Source organism: Franconibacter helveticus LMG 23732 (assembly GCF_000463115.2).
In the GTDB taxonomy this organism is placed as follows: domain Bacteria; phylum Pseudomonadota; class Gammaproteobacteria; order Enterobacterales; family Enterobacteriaceae; genus Franconibacter; species Franconibacter helveticus.
The window spans coordinates 45,024-62,783 of the sequence record NZ_AWFX01000049.1; the positions used below are offsets into that span (position 1 = coordinate 45,024).

A 17,760-nucleotide genomic window follows, 5' to 3' on the forward strand; every position below is an offset into this window, starting at 1 on the left:
GCGTAATGCGCCCTTGGTTATGCCACGGCAAAGTCTCTCGCCAGTCGGCTAAAGCCAAGCCCGTTGACCTTTTTCACTTTAATCTGCACCGGAATACGCTCTTTCATCGCCTCGACGTGGCTTATCACGCCGATGGTTTTACCGCTGGCGTTCAGCGCGTCCAGGGCGTCGAGGGCGGTATCGAGCGTTTCGGCGTCCAGCGTGCCGAACCCTTCGTCCAGAAACAGCGAGTCGATGCGCGTTTTGTGGCTTACCAGATCAGAGAGCGCCAGCGCCAGCGCAAGGCTTACCAGGAAACTTTCACCACCGGACAGCGTGCGGGTATCGCGCACCGCGTCAGCCTGCCAGGTATCAACCACTTCCAGCTCCAGCTCTTCGCTAAGCTTGCGCTTGAGCAGGTAGCGGCCATGCAGGCGCGTCAGCTGGTTATTGGCGAGCCACACCAGGTTATCGAGCGTTAACCCCTGCGCAAACTTGCGGAACTTATCGCCCTTTTGCGAGCCGATAAGCATATTAAGGTGCCCCCATTCCGCCAGCGTGCGCGTCGCCAGCGCGATATCCTGCATCAGCGTCTGCAACTGCGTGCGGTTGTGCTCATCCTGACGCAACTGCTGGCGTACCTCGCCCTGGCGGCTGGCGTTATCGCGAAGCTGTGCGGCAAGCGTCAGCAATGCGTGCTGCAATGTCTCGCTATTTTCCTGCTCGCGTAGCTCAGCCGGGCGCTGCGCAAGGTGCTGCGCCAGTTGAGCCTGCGCCTGCGCCAGCAGCGTCTGCTGCTGATGCTGCTGGCGTTCAAGGCGCGCTTTTAGCGCCTCCAGTTCGCGAAGCGTTGTTTCGTCCAGCAGGGCGGCGGAGAAAGCGGTCTGATCGCTAAAGGGGCTTGCCGCCAGCGCCGCGTCAAAATCCGCCTGCGCCCGCTGGCAACGGGATTGCTCCTGGGCAAGCTGCTGATGCAGCGCCTGGCTGCGCGCTTCAAGCGTCAGGCAAAGCGAGTGGCTTTGCTGACCTTCGCTTAACGCCGCCTGCCACTGCGATTGCGCCAAAGGCTCTGCGTCCTGCGCCTGCGGCAGAGTGGCAAGCAGCGATTCATAATTTGCGCGCTTGTCACGCAACTGCGTTTGCTGCTCCTGCTTTTGCTGCCAGCTTTGCGCTTCTGCCTCGCGTTCGCTAAACCAGCGCGCTTCATCGCCGGGCTGCGGCGGCGTTAGCGCCAGCTCGCTAAACTGCTGATGCAGGTTTTCCTGCCTGTCGCGCAGCATGGCTTCAAGCTGCGACAGCTGCTGCTGCGTTTGCTGGCGCTGACTTTCCAGCATCTGGTGTTGTTGCAGCAGATAAAGCTGCTGCTCGCGCTGCGCCTGCGCTTCCAGCCAGGAAGCGATATTGTCTTCTGGCTGGAAGGCAATCTCCAGCGTTGCGCAGAGGCCCTGCCATTGGGAGGTGAGCGCTTGCTCTTCCTGCAACAAGCTTGCCGCTTCGCTTTCAAGCCGCTGCTTCTGCTTCAGCAGGCTTTCATGCTGGCCGCGCAGAGCGGCGCCTTCTGTCCCCAGCTGTTCTTTTTCCTGCTCAAGCGCCGCCAGCTTCTGCTTGTTGAGATCGGGTTTCAGCGCCTGATAATGTTCCACCGCCGGGTGTTCCGTCGCGCCGCAGAGCGGGCAGGGGCTGCCAGGTTGCAGGCGATTGCGCTGCTCCACCAGGCTTGCGATGGCGCTTTCCAGTTCGCAGAGCTGTTTTAGCTGCGCGACCTCTTCCTGCTTCGCTTTATAAAGCTGGCGCTTGCCGGCCAGCTGGGTTTCCAGCTGTTGCCGCTCCTGCTCAAGCGTAGCCTGCGCCTGCGCCTGGCGGGATTTACGCTGCGCAAGCGGGGCAAACTGCGCGTGCAGCGCTGCGAGCCTTTCCCGCGGCGCGCGCAGGCGGGCGCTGGCGGCCAGCTGTTCGTCGATATCCTCCGGCGAGAGCGCAAGGCTTACCGGCGTTAGCGCCGCGCGCTTGTTATCAATGCCCGCAAGGTTTTCGCGCAGGGCCTGCGCCTGCTGCTGGTCGCGCTTCTGCTGGCTGAAAGCGGCGCGCCAGCCTGCCAGCTCGCTGTTCCACAAGCGAAAACGCTCGTATTCGGCAAGCCATTGCGCAAGCTGGCGAAGGTTAACGTCGCAGCGCTCAAGCTCGCCAGCGGCTGCCTGACGGATCTGCTGGCGCCGCGTTCTGGCGGCATGTAAGCGAACGCTTACTTCTTCATATTGCCGCTCTGTTTCAGCGCGCGCCGTCTCCTGCTCCTGCAAGCGTTGCCAGAAAGGCCGTAACTTTTCGGCGGGCAGCGCGGCTTCCAGTTTTGCCAGGTCCGGCGCGACGGCGTGTTGTTCGCGCGCCGCGTTTTCCAGGCCGCTCCGGGCGGCGGCCTGCGCCTGCTCAAGCTTCGTTTTTTGCGCCAGCCATTCATACTGGCGCTGCGTTTGCTGCTGCGTCGCCAGCAGCGCGCTTTCTTCATCAGTAAGCGCCTGCAAACCGGCGCGCAACTGCTGTTGCTCCTCTTCGCTTAGCAGCTTCACGCCCTGCGCCTGCGCTTCGAGTTTTTCCAGCGCCGTTTTCGCAAGCTTATGCTGTTCAAAAACGCGAGCGGAGACCCGCCCGTAAATTTCGGTGCCGGTCAGCTCTTCCAGCAGCTCGGCGCGGTCTTTCGCATCGGCATTAAGAAAGGCGGCGAACTGCCCCTGGGAGAGCATCATCGAGCGGGTGAAGCGGTCATAATCGAGGCCGGTCAGGGCGGCGATGCGATCAAGCTTGTCTTTGACTTTGTCGGCGAGGATCTTGCCGCTGTCGCAGCGGGCCAGCTCCACCCGCGGCGCCTGAAGCTTGCCGTCCGGTTGGTTGCGGGCGCGGTACTGGCTCCAGAAAGCGCGGTACGCGACGCCTTTGACTTCAAACTCCACTTCCGCCAGACATTCGGCGGTATCGCGGGTCATCAGGTCGTTCTGCGTCTGCGAAATGGTGTTCAGACGCGGCGTCTGGTGATAAAGCGCAAGGCAGATGGCGTCGAGCAGCGTGGTCTTTCCCGCGCCGGTTGGGCCGGTGATGGCGAACAGGCCATTACTGGCAAAGGGCTCGGCGGTGAAATCGATTTTCCATTCGCCTTTCAGCGAGTTGAGATTTTTTAACCGCAGACTGAGAATTTTCACGCCTCTTCCTCCTGATGCAGGCTTTCCAGCGTTTGTGCAAACAGCGTGCGCAGCCGCCGCGCCTCTTCTTCTTCTAAAGCTTCCTGCTGCAAACGGCGCTCGAATACTTCTTCAACGCCCAGTTCGCTCAGCGTTTCGGTTTGCAGCGTGCCGAGGCTTTTTTCCCGAAGCTCCCGGCTGCGGCGCAGCAGCACGACTTCTACGGGCAAATCCTCCGTAAGCCGGGTTATCTGGCGCTGCATATCATGCAGGAACTGTTCGGTGGCGATTTCAATGTCGAGCCACACCTTCGGCTCCGCCGGCGCGTCGCGCCACTGTTCCAGCGCCCGGGCAATCTCTTCCAGCGTTCCTTTTATCACCGCCAGGGGCTGGCTTACCGGCACCGGCAATGCGGTAACGTCGCGCAGCTTGCCCTCAGCGAACTCCACCAGGAAGACGCTTTTTTCCTTGCCCGTTTCATCAAAACTCAGGGCGATAGGCGAGCCGCTGTAGCGAATATGCTCGCTTGCCGCCACCTTCTGCGCCCGGTGAATATGGCCGAGCGCGATGTAATCCGCCGCCGGGAAAAGATGGGCAGGAAAAGCATCCAGCGTGCCGATGTAAATGTCGCGCACCGCGTCGCTTTTCGTCACGCCCACGGTGGTCAGGTGGCCGGTGGCGATAACGGGCAGCGTTTGTTCGCCGCGCAGGGCGCAGGCGGCGTTGTAGCACGCTTCATAATGCTGGGTAATGGCTTCCAGCAACTGCTGCTGCTTTTCACTGCCCGACTGGCCGCTGCGGCTGCGCAATATGTCGCGTGGGCGCAGGAAGGGAATAGGGCAGAGCACCGCGCCGGGCGATCCGTCGCGCCGGTTAAGGAGGAGAGCCTGGCTGGCGGGATCCTGCTGCGCGCTTGCGATCACGCGGGTATTGAGACAGGCCAGCAGCTCGCGCGATTCATTTAATGTCGCCACCGAGTCATGGTTGCCCGCCAGCACAATCAGCTGGCACTGCGTAGCCTGAAGATTAACGACGAACCGATTGTAAAGCTCGCGCGCGTAGCTTGGCGGCGAGCCGGTATCGAAAATATCCCCCGCCACGATGATGGCGTCGACCTCATGCTCCACCGCCGCTTTCAGCAGCCAGTCGAGAAAAGCCTGGTGTTCGGCGGCGCGGCTTTTGGTATAAAAATTCTGACCGAGATGCCAGTCGGAAGTGTGGAGGATGCGCATGATAGTCCCTGTGGCGAAAAAGCGAGAGGGTGATTATAAACAAGCTGGCGGGCTGGTGTCCTGAACGGCTTACCAGACAGGCGTTACGACGGCGCGCGAAGGGGTCATCAGACGGTCATCTTTTTCATAAATCTGTCATAAATCTGACGCATAATGGCGCGGCATTGGATAATGTTAACATTATATTACAGGGCTAATCATGGCGAGACGTATCCTGGTCGTAGAAGATGAAGCACCCATTCGTGAAATGGTCTGTTTTGTACTTGAGCAAAATGGCTTCCAGCCTGTTGAAGCGGAAGATTATGACAGCGCAGTGAATCAGCTCAACGAACCCTGGCCCGATTTGGTCCTGCTTGACTGGATGCTGCCCGGCGGATCCGGCATTCAGTTTATTAAACACCTCAAGCGCGAAGCGATGACCCGCGACATTCCGGTGATGATGCTGACCGCGCGCGGTGAAGAAGAGGACCGCGTGCGCGGGCTGGAGACCGGCGCGGACGATTACATTACCAAGCCATTCTCGCCAAAAGAACTGGTGGCGCGCATCAAAGCCGTTATGCGCCGCATCTCGCCGATGGCGGTGGAAGAGGTGATTGAAATGCAAGGCTTAAGCCTTGACCCTACCTCGCATCGCGTTATGACTGGCGAAAACCCGCTTGATATGGGGCCTACCGAATTTAAGCTATTACATTTCTTTATGACGCACCCGGAGCGCGTATACAGCCGCGAACAGCTGCTGAACCATGTGTGGGGAACCAACGTCTATGTTGAAGATCGTACTGTGGATGTGCATATTCGTCGCCTGCGCAAGGCGCTGGAGCACAGCGGGCATGACAGAATGGTGCAGACGGTGCGCGGCACGGGGTATCGTTTCTCAACCCGTTTTTAACTCATAACCTGGAGTGTGACGCGTGCTCGAACGGCTGTCATGGAAAAGGCTGGCTCTGGAGCTGGTGTTGTGTTGTATCCCGGCGCTGATCCTCGGGGCGTTTTTTGGCTATCTGGCCTGGTTTTTACTGGCCGCTGTCGTTGGGCTGCTTATCTGGCATTACGCGAACTTGCTGCGCCTCTCCTGGTGGCTCTGGGTCGATCGCAGTATGACGCCGCCGCCGGGCCGGGGAAGCTGGGAGCCGCTGCTTTACGGGCTTCACCAGATGCAACTGCGCAATAAAAAGCGCCGCCGTGAGTTAGGCAACCTTATCAAGCGTTTTCGCAGCGGCGCCGAGTCGCTGCCTGACGCGGTGATCCTCACCACCGAGGAGGGCACCATCTTCTGGTGCAACGGTCTTGCGCAGCAGTTACTCAACCTGCGCTGGCCAGACGACAACGGTCAGAATATCCTCAACCTGCTGCGCTATCCCGAATTTACCCGCTATGTCCGTACCAAAGAGTTTTCCCGTCCGCTCAATCTGGTGCTGAGCAATGGTCGCCATCTGGAATTTCGCGTCATGCCCTATAGCGAGCAACAGTGGCTGATGGTGGCGCGCGACGTGACGCAGATGCACCAGCTTGAAGGGGCGCGGCGCAACTTCTTTGCCAACGTCAGCCATGAGCTGCGCACGCCGCTGACCGTGTTGCAGGGCTACCTGGAGATGATGCAGGAACAGGCGCTGGAGGGGCCGCTGCGTGACAAAGCGCTGCATACCATGCGTGAACAAACGTCGCGTATGGAAGGTCTGGTGAAACAGCTGCTGACGCTGTCGAAAATTGAAGCTTCGCCGGCGCTGCAACTCAACGAAGAAATCGACGTGCCGATGATGCTGCGCGTGGTGGAGCGCGAAGCCGCCACCCTGAGCCAGCAGCGCCACGTCCTGCTGTTTGAGGTTGACCCGGCGCTTAAAGTGCTGGGGAATGAAGAACAGTTGCGCAGCGCCATGTCGAATCTCGTTTATAACGCGGTAAACCACACGCCGGATGGCACGCATATCACGGTGCGCTGGCAGCGTGCGCCGCACGGCGCGCTCTTCAGCGTTGAAGATAACGGGCCGGGCATCGCGGCGGAACATATCCCGCGCCTGACAGAGCGCTTCTACCGCGTTGATAAAGCGCGCTCGCGCCAGACGGGGGGCAGCGGACTTGGGCTGGCTATTGTAAAGCATGCTATCAGCCACCACGACGCGCGGCTTGAAATCGACAGCGCGCCCGGCAAAGGCGCCCGTTTCTCCTTCCTATTGCCGGAACGGCTGATTGCCAAAGCGAAGATCCCGGCCGAATAATTTCTCTCTGCTGTAAACCCCGCTTGCCAAAGGCCAGTTTCACTGGCCTTGTTTCTTTCCATTACGTTTTCTTATACCCGATATTTGACTGTTGATTATTTTTTGTTCGCATGAACAGGCGGTGCTATTTTTATATTTTAGCGTTTTTATCTGGTTGGATTCTTGTATGCAGAATAATGGTCTGGTTTTACGATCCCGTATTGCCTTCAAACGTTATAAGCGTTTAAATTGCGCCCCTGCCGTTGGCAGACCGACTGAATTTGCGTGGTTAATCGAAAAACAATGCTCCGCCAACGCAATCGGGAAGCATATCCCGCTGTCTATTGTCTGAAATGGCCGCGTTTCGTCGTGCGGCGAACGTAATAATTTCAACGATTTCAACACCACATCCACAGGCAGTAAATCTTATGACCCACAAGTTAACAACGCGCGACATTATCGCTCTGGGCTTTATGACCTTTGCGTTATTCGTTGGCGCGGGCAATATCATTTTCCCTCCCATGGTGGGGTTGCAGGCGGGTGAACACGTCTGGATCGCCGCGCTGGGCTTTTTGATTACCGCAGTGGGCCTGCCGGTGCTGACCGTGGTGGCGCTCGCCCGCGTGGGCGGCGGCATCGACAGCCTCAGCACGCCGATTGGCCGCGGCGCGGGCATTCTGCTTGCTACCGTCGCTTATCTGGCGGTCGGGCCGCTGTTCGCCACGCCGCGAACCGCTACCGTATCGTTTGAAGTGGGTATCGCCCCGCTGACCGGCGACGGCGCGCTGCCTCTCCTTATCTACAGCCTGGTTTACTTCGCGCTGGTTATCCTGGTGTCGCTCTACCCGGGCAAACTGCTGGATACCGTCGGCAACTTCCTCGCGCCGCTGAAAATTATCGCGCTGATCGTTCTGGCCGTGGCCGCGATTGTCTGGCCGGCGGGCGACATCAGCGTCGCGACCGACGCTTACCAGAAAGCGGCGTTTTCCAACGGTTTCGTTAATGGCTACCTGACGATGGATACCCTGGGCGCGATGGTGTTCGGTATTGTTATCGTGAATGCCGCGCGTTCACGCGGCGTAACGGAGTCTCGCCTGTTGACCCGCTATACCATCTGGGCGGGCCTGATGGCAGGCATCGGCCTGACGCTGCTTTACCTGGCGCTGTTCCGCCTGGGTTCCGACAGCTCGGCGCTGGTAGAGCAGTCCGCTAATGGCGCGGCAATCCTGCACGCTTACGTTCAGCACACCTTCGGCGGCGCGGGCAGCTTCCTGCTGGCGGCGTTGATTTTCATCGCCTGTATGGTCACGGCGGTGGGCCTGACCTGCGCGTGCGCGGAGTTCTTCGCTCAGTATCTGCCGCTCTCTTACCGCACCCTGGTCTTTATTCTGGGCGGTTTCTCTATGGTGGTGTCGAACCTGGGCTTAAGCCACCTGATCCAGATTTCTATTCCGGTGCTGACGGCCATCTACCCGCCGTGCATCGTGCTGGTGGTGCTGAGCTTCACCCGCCCGTGGTGGAACCGCTCCGCGCGCGTTATCGCCCCGGCGATGCTCATTAGCCTGCTGTTTGGCTTAATTGATGGCGTGAAAGCGTCGGCATTGAGCGGTATACTCCCCGGCTGGACCGCACACCTGCCGCTGGGCGACCAGAATCTGGCGTGGCTGCTGCCGACCGTCGCGATGGTTATCATCACCGCGATCTGGGACCGCGCCGCCGGACGGCAGGTTACCTCCGCCGCCCACTAAATTTATGGGTTAATGTTTAACCACGGGGTCCCGCCCCGTGGTTTTTTATTTTGTTAAGTGGTATTGGAACGATGGAAAACAACAAGCTCAAACGCGGGTTGAGCACCAGACACATCCGTTTTATGGCGCTCGGCTCCGCAATCGGCACCGGGCTTTTTTATGGCTCGGCGGATGCGATCAAAATGGCCGGGCCGAGCGTGTTGCTGGCCTATATTATCGGCGGCGTCGCGGCCTATATCATCATGCGCGCGCTGGGCGAGATGTCGGTGCATAACCCAGCGGCAAGCTCTTTTTCGCGCTACGCCCAGGAAAACCTGGGGCCGCTGGCGGGCTACATTACCGGCTGGACCTACTGCTTTGAGATCCTGATTGTCGCCATCGCCGACGTCACCGCATTCGGCATTTATATGGGCGTCTGGTTCCCTGGCGTGCCCCACTGGGTCTGGGTGCTGAGCGTGGTGCTGATTATCTGCGCCATTAACCTGATGAGCGTGAAAGTGTTCGGCGAGATGGAGTTCTGGTTCTCGTTCTTTAAAGTCGCCACTATCATCATCATGATTCTGGCGGGCTTTGGCATCATCATCTGGGGCATTGGCAACGGCGGCCAGCCTACCGGCATTCATAACCTCTGGAGCAACGGCGGCTTCTTCGCCAACGGCTGGATTGGCACCGTGATGGCGCTGCAAATGGTGATGTTCGCTTATGGCGGCATTGAAATTATCGGCATCACCGCCGGGGAAGCGAAAGATCCGGCGAAGTCGATTCCGCGCGCCATTAACTCTGTGCCGCTGCGTATTCTGGTGTTCTATGTCGGCACCCTGTTTGTGATTATGTCCATCTACCCGTGGAATGAAGTGGGCACCAACGGCAGCCCGTTCGTGCTGACCTTCCAGCATATGGGCATCACCTTTGCGGCGGGTATCCTTAACTTTGTGGTGCTGACCGCTTCGCTGTCCGCCATTAACAGCGACGTTTTCGGCGTCGGCCGCATGCTGCACGGTATGGCGGAGCAGGGCAGCGCGCCGAAAGCGTTCGCTAAAACCTCCCGCAACGGCATTCCGTGGGTCACGGTGGTCGTGATGTGCTTCGCCATGCTGCTGGCGGTCTATCTCAATTACGTGATGCCGGAGAATGTCTTCCTGGTTATCGCGTCGCTTGCGACCTTCGCAACCGTCTGGGTATGGATAATGATCCTGCTGTCGCAGGTGGCGTTCCGCCGCCGCCTGTCGAAAGAAGAGGTGCAGGCGCTGAAGTTTAAAGTGCCGGGCGGCGTGGCGACCACTATCGCCGGGCTGGTTTTCCTGGCATTTATCATCGCGCTGATCGGCTACCATCCCGATACCCGCATTTCGCTCTATGTGGGCTTTGCGTGGATAGCGCTGCTGCTGGTCGGCTGGGTGTTTAAACGCCGCCGCGACGCGCGCCAGGCTGCTTAACCTTTCCCCTTCATCCCCGCCGTCTGGCGGGGATGTCGTTTTCGCTCTACGCTTCGATAGTTAACTCCGCCTCCCGTCTCCTCCTGCAAAATCCGCCTCAGCGAGGAGGGGTTTGCGAAGCGGGTATGGCATGGTGAGCGCATTTTCTGACACGGGGAGCAGCAGAATGTTGAAAGCCTGGCATTTGCCGGTCGCGCCATTCCTTCAGGAGCGTAAAGAACGGTTGTATATCACCCTTTGGCTGGCGGGCGACGACCTGCCGGAAAAGGTGATCATGCGTCATGAGCTGGACAACGAAGAGATGCAGCTTGAGATGAAGCGGCAAAGCGCTTCTGTGGCGAAAGGCGTTATCGCCTTTCGTGCGGCTATCGGCCTCAACGAAGGGCAGCCGCGGCGCCGTTACGCCTTCAAGCTGCTGTGGAAAGACCGCCAGCGCTGGTTCTCGCCGCAAGGCTTTAGCGCTTATCCGCCCGCAAGGCTTGAAATGTTCGCCGTTGATCTGCCCGACGAAGGGCCGCAATGGGTGCAGGATCAGATCTTCTATCAAATCTTCCCCGACCGTTTCGCCCGCAGCGAACCTCGCAAACCGGGGCAGGATAACGTTTATTACTACCATGCCGCCCAGCGCGATATAGAACTGCGCGACTGGGATGCGCCGGTCACGGCGGAGGGCGGCGGCTCTACTTTCTACGGCGGCGATCTCGACGGTATCTGCGAAAAGCTGCCCTACCTGAAAAAGCTCGGCGTTACCGCGCTCTACCTGAACCCGGTGTTCAGCGCGCCCAGCGTGCATAAATACGATACCCAGGACTATCGTCACGTTGACCCGCAGTTCGGCGGCGACGAAGCGCTGCTGCGCCTGCGTGAGAAAACGCATAAAGCGCAAATGAAGCTGATCCTTGACGGCGTCTTTAACCACAGCGGTGAAACGCATCCGTGGTTTGACCGACACAAAGCGCACGGGAAAGGGGCGAGCCATGATCCTCGCTCTCCCTGGCGCGACTGGTATAACTTTTCGCCGGACGGTCATGCGCTGGCCTGGCTCGGTTACGACAGCCTGCCCAAACTCGACTTCCGCTCAGCAGGCCTGGTGAATGAGATTTACGAAGGGGAGAACAGCATCGTCAAATACTGGCTGAACGAGCCATGGCGCATGGACGGCTGGCGGCTGGACGTGGCGCATATGATTGGCGAAGCGGGCGGGGCGAAAAACAATCTTGTTCACGTCGCCGCTATTTCTCAGGCTGCTAAAGCGGTGAATCCGCAGGCTTACATTGTGGGCGAGCATTTCGGCGACGCCCGCCAGTGGCTGCAAAACGATGCTGAAGACGCAGCGATGAACTATCGCGGATTTTCGATACCGGTATGGAGCTTTCTCGCCTGTGTCGATAACCAGAATGAGCCGCAACAGCTTGATGCCGCCGACTGCGCCGCCTGGATGAATCAATACCGCGCCGGGCTTTCGCACCAGCAGCAACTGAGAATGTTTAACCAGCTCGACAGCCATGACACGCCGCGCTTTAAAACCCGGCTGGGTAAATATGTTTCGCGATTGCCGGCTGGCGTGGTGTGGCTGTTCACCTGGCCGGGCGTGCCCTGTATTTATTATGGCGACGAAGTGGGGGTAGATGGCGATCACGATCCTTTCTGCCGCAAGCCTTTCCCCTGGGATAAAAAACAGCAGGACGGCGATCTGTTAGCGCTTTACCAGCGCATGGCGAAACTGCGCCGCCGTAGCCGCGCACTGCGCGCCGGGGGCTGTCAGGTACTGTATGCCGAAGGGGATGTGTTTGTTTTCGTCCGTGTTTACCAGCGCGAGCGGGTGCTGGTGGCGATAAACCGCGGCGCAGCCTGCGAAGTTGCGCTGGCTGAAGAGCCGCTGCTGGATAAGGCCAACTGGCAACATCAGGAAGGTGAGGGCGAGCTTGCCGGGCAGACGCTGAAGCTTTCAGCAAACACGGCGGCGGTGTGGCGCTCCGCCTGACGAGCGTAGCGCAAACGCGGTAAAGGAATACCGCTTTGCGCTCAGATATGGGAAAGTAGCCGCACTTTCGCCGCAGGGTCTGAAATCAATGGATGAGATTTTTGTTTTTGCTGCACTTGTTGGGCTTTTTTGCGTTGTCGTGGTGCCGGTGCTGGCCATCATGGCGCTCAATAAAAGCGGACGTAACGAATTTGAAATCCGCAGGCTGCGCGAGCGAATAACGGCGCTTGAGGCGCAGCTTGCTGCCGCGCCCCGTGCCGCCGCAAGCGAAGCGGAAACTCACCCCGCTGTCGCGACGCCGGAAACGACAACCCCCACGCAGGCGTCGCCGCTGCCTGTCTCAACGCCTGAACCGGTTCCTGACCCCGCGCCAGCCGACGAGGCTGCGCCGTCGGTCTGGTCGAGGGCGGTACGCACTGTGCGGGAAGAGGCGACAGAAAGTCTGCGCAAATCCTTGCCGCGCCGGCGCGTTAGCGCGCATAACGACGAGGCCCCGCAGCGTGAGGCGGGCGGTCTGCTCACCAGCCTTTTGCGCTGGTTTATGCAGGGCAATCCGCTGGCCAAAATCGGCGTTATTCTGCTTTTTCTTGGGCTCTCTTTTCTGCTGCGCTACGGCGTCGAACGGGACATGCTGCCGCTGGAGCTGCGCGTAGCGGGCGCAGGCGTCGCCGCGCTGGCGCTGCTGGCGTTTGGTTGGGGGCTGCGGCGCAAATCGCCATTGTATGCGCTCATTCTGCAAGGCGGCGCGTCAGGCGCGCTCTATATCACGATTTTCGGCGCCTTTCGGCTCTGGCAGATGCTGCCGATGCCGCTCGCTTTCGCGCTGATGCTTGTGGTCTGCGCGGCGAGCGTGGCGCTGGCGGTGCTACAGCGGGCGTTAAGCCTTGCCATGCTGGCAAGCCTTGGCGGTTATCTTGCGCCGCTGCTCCTCTCAAGCGGCGGCGGCAGCCATATCGCGCTTTTCTCTTTCTATCTTTTGCTGTCGCTCGGCATTGCGGCGATAAGCTGGTGGCAGCACTGGCGTGAACTGAACCTGCTGGGGCTGCTGTTTACCTTCGGCGTGGCCGGGCTGTGGGGCATAAACAGCTGGCAGCCTGCGCACTGGCTAAGCTGCCAGCTGTTCCTGATAGCCAATATTTTGCTTTTCGGCGTGCTGTGCGTGGCGCTGTCGCTGCGCGCGCAAAAACAGCGAAAAATTATCGACGGCGTGCTGCTGTTCGTGCCGCCGCTGGTGGGGTTCGGCATGCAATATGCCATTACGCGCCACTGGGCTTACGGCCCCGCCTTTTCAGCGCTCGGCTTCGGGCTGGCTTATTTATTGCTCGCAAAAGTCGCCCTGCGCCGTTATCCGGAGCAGGGAAAAATGCTGGCGCTCGGCGGGCTGGCGCTTGGCGGATCGTTTGTCACGCTGGCGATTCCGCTGGCGCTTTCGGCGCGCTGGACGGCCATCGCCTGGGCGCTGGAAGGAACCGGGCTGCTGTGGTTTGGCCTGCTACAGGGGCAGCGGCGCATGAGCTACAGCGGCAGCGCGCTACTTGTGCTGGCGGCGGCGAGCGGCGTTTACGCCTGGGCAGACGGGCTGGACTTGCTGAACGCTGCGTTTATCAGCGCTGTGCTGGCGCTTTGCTGGCTGGCCGGCGGCTGGCTCTGGCGCGAGCAGGAGCGCCTTATCAGCCGCGTGTTGGCTGGCGGCGGGCTATTCTTCTGGCTCACGGCGCTGGTGCAGGCGGCGAGCTGGCTGTTTGCCGGGGCGGGCGCCAGCGTCGCCGGCATGCTGGGGCTGTTAACGCTGTCTGTCTGGCTATGGCGAATCGGCGCGCTTCGGCTCCGCTGGCCGGATCTGGCGCTCGCCGTCTGGCTGTTGTGGCCGGGCATGGCGGCGGCGCTTGCCTGTCAACTGGCGCTTGATGGCACGCTGCTGCGGGCGGGGTGGCCGGGCCTTGTCTGGCTTCTGGCGCTGCCAACGGCTTTGTGGCTGTTGCGACGGGATGCCGGGGCGTGCGACCTCCGGGTTCAGCAAGGGCTTCACCTGGCGCTTTTCTGGATAGTGCTGCTGGCCCTGGGTGCGGAACTCTGGGTGTTTACGCAACATCTCCCCTGGGGCAGCGAGGAGTGGCAGACCGGTATTGCGCTGGTCTCAGGCGCGCTTATCGTGCTGCTGGTGGATCAGGCGCTGCGCCGTCGGCTATGGCCTTTTGTCTCGTGGCCTGCGCTTTACTGCGGCCCCGGTTTATTGCCGCTGGCGCCCGTTCTGCTGCTGTTGCTGACGACCGCTAACCTGATGGATGGCGTGATGACGACGTGGCGTTATCTGCCGCTTATCAACCCGCTTGAGCTCAGCGCTGGCTTTGCGCTGCTGGCGCTGGTGGTCTGGTGGCGGCTGTTAAGCCGTTTCTGGCCCGCGCGGCTGCGCCAGTTGCCGTCCTGGTCGCCGTTGATTTTACCGGCGCTGCTTTTCTGGTGGGGCAACGGCGCGGTGCTAAGAGCGCTCTCCTGGGCTGGCGCTATTCCCTGGCAAATGGAGGCGCTATGGCATTCGCGGCTGGTGCAGACGACTTTTGCTCTGCTGTGGATGTTGCTTGCGCTACTGGTCATGGTGCGCGCCACCCGGCAACGCGCGCGCCAGCGCTGGTTTTGCGGCGCGGGCCTGCTGGGCGTGGTGATTGTGAAACTAATGCTGGTGGACAGCGCAGGCGGCGGCGGGCTGGCCCGCGCCGTGGCGTTTATCGGCGTGGCGGTATTGGTGCTTATCGTCGGCTATTTTTCTCCGCTGCCGCCCAAAGCGGCGCAGCCGGAGTCTGCGGATCAAGGAGAGGCGCAATGAAAAGGTTATATGCAGGATTTATCGGGGCGACAGCGCTCTTTTCCGCCCTCTGCTACGGGCAAACCGCGCCGGAAACTCCGCAGGATTACGCGCGCGGCATTGAGCTGAAAACAGAAGGCCGCGCCCCGTGGTATCAATTCCCGCTGCCGGAGGCGGTTTATCAGCAAAGCGCCTGGACGGACCTGCGTGATATCCGCGTTTTTAACCAGCAGGGCGCGAGCCTGCCTTTCGCGCTGCAAACCACGGTTCCACCCGCGCCAGCACCGCAGACGGTTCCCTTAACGCTTTATAAGCTTGAACCGCAGCCTCTACAGCAAAAGGATGAAGAAGGGGATCGCGCCGTGCTGCTGAAAACGCCCAGCGGCGTGGAGATCCGCCTCGACAGCCAGCGTGACGAGACGCTAAGCGGCACATGGCTTATTCCGCTGGGCGAAGGCGAAGCCTACCGTTCGCTCAGTCAACTGCGCTTTAGCTGGCCGCGCCAGAGCCAGGGCTGGCAGGCGCGGGTCGATATTTTCAGCAGCGAGGGGTTGCGCCACTGGCAGCCGGAGGTTATTGACGCGCCGCTAATGGATCTTGCTTCTGGCGATAACCGTTTACTGCTCGATAAGCTTGATTTCGACTCGCGGCTCGCTTTTGGCGCTAAATACCTGCTGGTGATAATGAAAAACGCCAGCGCGCCGCTCAGTTTCACTTCAGTCACTGGACAATGGCAGGCGGAACACCCTGAGCCGCAGCGCGTCCCTTTACCCGCGCAGGGCGTAAAAGAGGCGGACGATACGGCGGTTTACCGCTGGGCGCGCCCGCAGGCGCTGGATGCGCTAACGCTGCGCCCGGCGCAGGATAACGCCGTGATGCCTGTGGAAATTGATTACCGCAGCGACGAAAAAGCGGCGTGGCGCCCGCTGGCCCGCACCGTGATTTATCGACTGGCGGATCGTCCTGCTTTATCGCTGCCGCTTCAGGGCGAGGTTATTGAGGCTATCCGCGTGAAAGCCATAAACCAGCGCTGGGGCGATAATCTGGCGGAAGTGACCGGCGAGCGCGACCAGCAAACGCTGGTGTTTAACGCGCAGGGCAACGGGCCGTTTCTGCTGGCCTGGGGTAATGGCGCGGCGTCATCCCAGACGCTGGCGCTTGAGACGCTGATACCCCAACAAGGGAATAAAGAGACGCGCCTGGATACGCTGCCTTATGCGCAGGCCGGTAATCTTGTTGAGCTGGGCGGGGAGGCGCGCCTGACGGCGAAAGACCCGGCCGCGCAGCGCGGCCAGCTGCAAACCTGGCTTATCTGGGGCGTGCTTGTGGCGGGCGCCGCCGGGCTGCTGCTGCTCGCCTGGCGACTGTGGCGGGAGATTAACGCCGGGAAAGCGGGCTGATTTACAGCGCTTTCTCCTGCGCAAGCGCCATCATGCGCGGGTAGAACTGCCAGAATTTTTCCTCAAGCTTTTCATAATGCGCATCCAGGTCGTGCCAGGAGTCGCTTAAGGCGGCCAGGCGCGGCCGGCGGTTCGCCATGCCCTGCAAAACGTTAGCGATAAAAGCCATCTCGCTGTAACGCTCAAGCCAGCGTTCAGACCAGAGATAATTATTGAGGTTAACAAAGCGCGGCGGCGTGGCGGGCAACGCCGGCACGATTTCCGCCCGTGAAAGATCAATAAACTCGCTCAGCGTCATGGCCGGGTGGAGTTTTTCCCAGTGGCGGGAGACAAAATGGTCCCACATTACGTCAAGCGTGATGGGCGCCACGCGGCGCGTTTCAGGGCGAAACCACTCACGCGCTTCACGCACCTGCGGCAGATTATCGGTCATTACGTCAATACGCCGGTGCATGTGGATGCCCGCCGCGACGGCTTCAGGCCACGCGTCGTTGGGATTGCCGCGAACGAAATCCGCCAGCAGATTGCCAAGCAATGAGCTTTCAGCCAGATGGGCGAGATGCAGGTGAGCGAGGAAATTCATAATTCTCTTTTCCGAAAAGGGTGATAAAGCGGTTACTGGTTGCAGGGAAAGCGCCCCGGCACTAGACTAAGCCGCTTGTTTTTTATGTCTGAGTTTCTTGCCATGCGCGTAGCTGATTTCTCCTTTGAACTGCCTGAATCCTTGATTGCTCATTATCCCCAGCCGCAACGCAGCGCCTGTCGGTTGCTGTCGCTTGACGGGCCGACGGGGCAGCTTACGCATGGCACTTTCACCGATCTGCTCGATAAGCTCAAGCCCGGCGACCTGCTGGTGTTTAACAACACCCGCGTGATCCCGGCTCGCCTCTATGGCCGCAAAGCCAGCGGCGGCAAGATCGAGCTTCTGGTGGAGCGCATGCTGGATGAGACCCGCGTGCTGGCGCATATCCGCGCCTCAAAAGCGCCGAAACCGGGCGCCGAACTGCTGCTGGGCGATGATGAAAGCGTACAGGCTACCATGGTAGCGCGCCACGACGCGCTGTTTGAAGTGCAGTTTAACGACGCGCGCCCGGTGCTGGACATCCTTAACGCTATCGGCCATATGCCGCTGCCGCCTTACATTGAGCGCCCGGACGAAGAAGCGGACCGGGAGCTTTACCAGACCGTTTACAGCCAGAAGCCGGGCGCGGTAGCCGCGCCGACGGCGGGCCTGCATTTTGACGAACCGCTGCTGGCGGCGCTGCGTGAAAAGGGCATCGAGATGGCGTTTGTGACGCTGCATGTCGGCGCAGGCACTTTCCAGCCGGTACGTGTGGACAGCATCGAAGACCACATCATGCATTCCGAATATGCGGAAGTGCCGCAGGATGTCGTTGATGCGGTGCTGGCGGCGAAAGCGCGCGGCAATAAAGTGGTGGCCGTAGGCACGACGTCCGTGCGTTCGCTGGAAAGCGCGGCGCAGGCGGCGAAAAACGACCTTATCGAGCCGTTTTTCGGCGATACGCAAATCTTTATCTACCCGGGCTACCAGTGGAAAGTGGTTGACGCGCTGGTGACCAACTTCCACCTGCCTGAATCCACGCTGATTATGCTGGTCTCCGCGTTTGCCGGGTATCAGCATACGATGCACGCCTATAAAGAGGCGGTAAAAGCGGAATATCGCTTCTTTAGCTACGGCGACGCGATGTATATCACGCATAATCCGCAGGCCGTAAACGAACGCCCCGGCGTTTAAGCTTTTGGCGCTCCTTCGGGAGACCGTTCAGACCGAATTGCCCGCCGCAGAAATACT

11 protein-coding genes are annotated in these 17,760 nt (G+C 60.1%); 8 read left to right on the top strand and 3 right to left on the bottom strand.

From position 1 onward, the window contains the following. Nucleotides 1-17: 17 nt before the first annotated feature. Together sbcC and sbcD are read right to left on the bottom strand one after the other, a co-directional pair. Nucleotides 18-3,170 (bottom strand): exonuclease subunit SbcC, encoded by a 3,153-nt coding sequence (gene sbcC, locus DW56_RS15300; protein WP_024553012.1) that lies wholly within the window; start codon nt 3,168-3,170, stop codon nt 18-20. Beyond that, entirely contained in the window at nt 3,167-4,381 is a 1,215-nt protein-coding gene (sbcD, locus tag DW56_RS15305; protein ID WP_024553011.1) for an exonuclease subunit SbcD, read from the bottom strand. The genes sbcC and sbcD overlap by 4 nt, the downstream gene beginning before the upstream one ends. A gap of 199 nt (nt 4,382-4,580) precedes the next feature. On the opposite strand from sbcD, the gene phoB reads away from it, so the two are divergent. The 7 genes from phoB to DW56_RS15340 all read left to right on the top strand — a co-directional run bounded on the left by phoB (nt 4,581) and on the right by DW56_RS15340 (nt 15,947). Next, nucleotides 4,581-5,270: a phosphate response regulator transcription factor PhoB gene (gene phoB / locus DW56_RS15310; RefSeq protein WP_024553010.1), complete on the top strand. Its 690-nt coding sequence runs from the start codon at nt 4,581-4,583 to the stop codon at nt 5,268-5,270. 22 nt (nt 5,271-5,292) lie between these two features. Next, nucleotides 5,293-6,597, top strand: coding sequence for a phosphate regulon sensor histidine kinase PhoR (gene phoR / locus DW56_RS15315; RefSeq protein ID WP_024553009.1), 1,305 nt, complete (start codon nt 5,293-5,295; stop codon nt 6,595-6,597). Between the two features lie 407 nt (nt 6,598-7,004). Beyond that, nucleotides 7,005-8,324 (top strand): branched-chain amino acid transporter carrier protein BrnQ, encoded by a 1,320-nt coding sequence (brnQ, locus tag DW56_RS15320; protein ID WP_024553008.1) that lies wholly within the window; start codon nt 7,005-7,007, stop codon nt 8,322-8,324. Nucleotides 8,325-8,395: 71 nt separating this feature from the next. Beyond that, nucleotides 8,396-9,760 (top strand): proline-specific permease ProY, encoded by a 1,365-nt coding sequence (proY, locus tag DW56_RS15325; protein ID WP_024553007.1) that lies wholly within the window; start codon nt 8,396-8,398, stop codon nt 9,758-9,760. A 166-nt stretch (nt 9,761-9,926) separates the two neighbouring features. After that, entirely contained in the window at nt 9,927-11,744 is a 1,818-nt protein-coding gene (gene malZ / locus DW56_RS15330) for a maltodextrin glucosidase (protein ID WP_024553006.1), read from the top strand. Between the two features lie 88 nt (nt 11,745-11,832). Beyond that, nucleotides 11,833-14,568 carry a DUF2339 domain-containing protein gene (locus tag DW56_RS15335; RefSeq protein ID WP_024553005.1) on the top strand — a complete coding sequence of 912 codons (2,736 nt, stop codon included), beginning with the start codon at nt 11,833-11,835 and terminating at the stop codon, nt 14,566-14,568. Then, nucleotides 14,565-15,947 carry a DUF3999 family protein gene (locus DW56_RS15340; RefSeq protein WP_024553004.1) on the top strand — a complete coding sequence of 461 codons (1,383 nt, stop codon included), beginning with the start codon at nt 14,565-14,567 and terminating at the stop codon, nt 15,945-15,947. The genes DW56_RS15335 and DW56_RS15340 overlap by 4 nt, the downstream gene beginning before the upstream one ends. Before the next feature lies 1 nt (nt 15,948). Here DW56_RS15340 and acpH read toward each other — a convergent pair whose 3' ends face one another. Further along, nucleotides 15,949-16,530: an ACP phosphodiesterase gene (acpH, locus tag DW56_RS15345; RefSeq protein WP_024553003.1), complete on the bottom strand. Its 582-nt coding sequence runs from the start codon at nt 16,528-16,530 to the stop codon at nt 15,949-15,951. A gap of 102 nt (nt 16,531-16,632) precedes the next feature. Between acpH and queA the strand changes: the two genes are divergently transcribed. Further along, nucleotides 16,633-17,703 (top strand): tRNA preQ1(34) S-adenosylmethionine ribosyltransferase-isomerase QueA, encoded by a 1,071-nt coding sequence (gene queA / locus DW56_RS15350; protein ID WP_024553002.1) that lies wholly within the window; start codon nt 16,633-16,635, stop codon nt 17,701-17,703. Nucleotides 17,704-17,760: the final 57 nt, after the last annotated feature.

Coding starts and splice junctions, on each gene's coding strand:
- sbcD (WP_024553011.1), bottom strand. CDS start 4,381: ATGCGCATCCTCCACACTTCCGACTGGCATCTCGGTCAGAATTTTTAT.
- phoB (WP_024553010.1), top strand. CDS start 4,581: ATGGCGAGACGTATCCTGGTCGTAGAAGATGAAGCACCCATTCGTGAA.
- brnQ (WP_024553008.1), top strand. CDS start 7,005: ATGACCCACAAGTTAACAACGCGCGACATTATCGCTCTGGGCTTTATG.
- proY (WP_024553007.1), top strand. CDS start 8,396: ATGGAAAACAACAAGCTCAAACGCGGGTTGAGCACCAGACACATCCGT.
- malZ (WP_024553006.1), top strand. CDS start 9,927: ATGTTGAAAGCCTGGCATTTGCCGGTCGCGCCATTCCTTCAGGAGCGT.
- DW56_RS15335 (WP_024553005.1), top strand. CDS start 11,833: ATGGATGAGATTTTTGTTTTTGCTGCACTTGTTGGGCTTTTTTGCGTT.
- DW56_RS15340 (WP_024553004.1), top strand. CDS start 14,565: ATGAAAAGGTTATATGCAGGATTTATCGGGGCGACAGCGCTCTTTTCC.
- acpH (WP_024553003.1), bottom strand. CDS start 16,530: ATGAATTTCCTCGCTCACCTGCATCTCGCCCATCTGGCTGAAAGCTCA.
- queA (WP_024553002.1), top strand. CDS start 16,633: ATGCGCGTAGCTGATTTCTCCTTTGAACTGCCTGAATCCTTGATTGCT.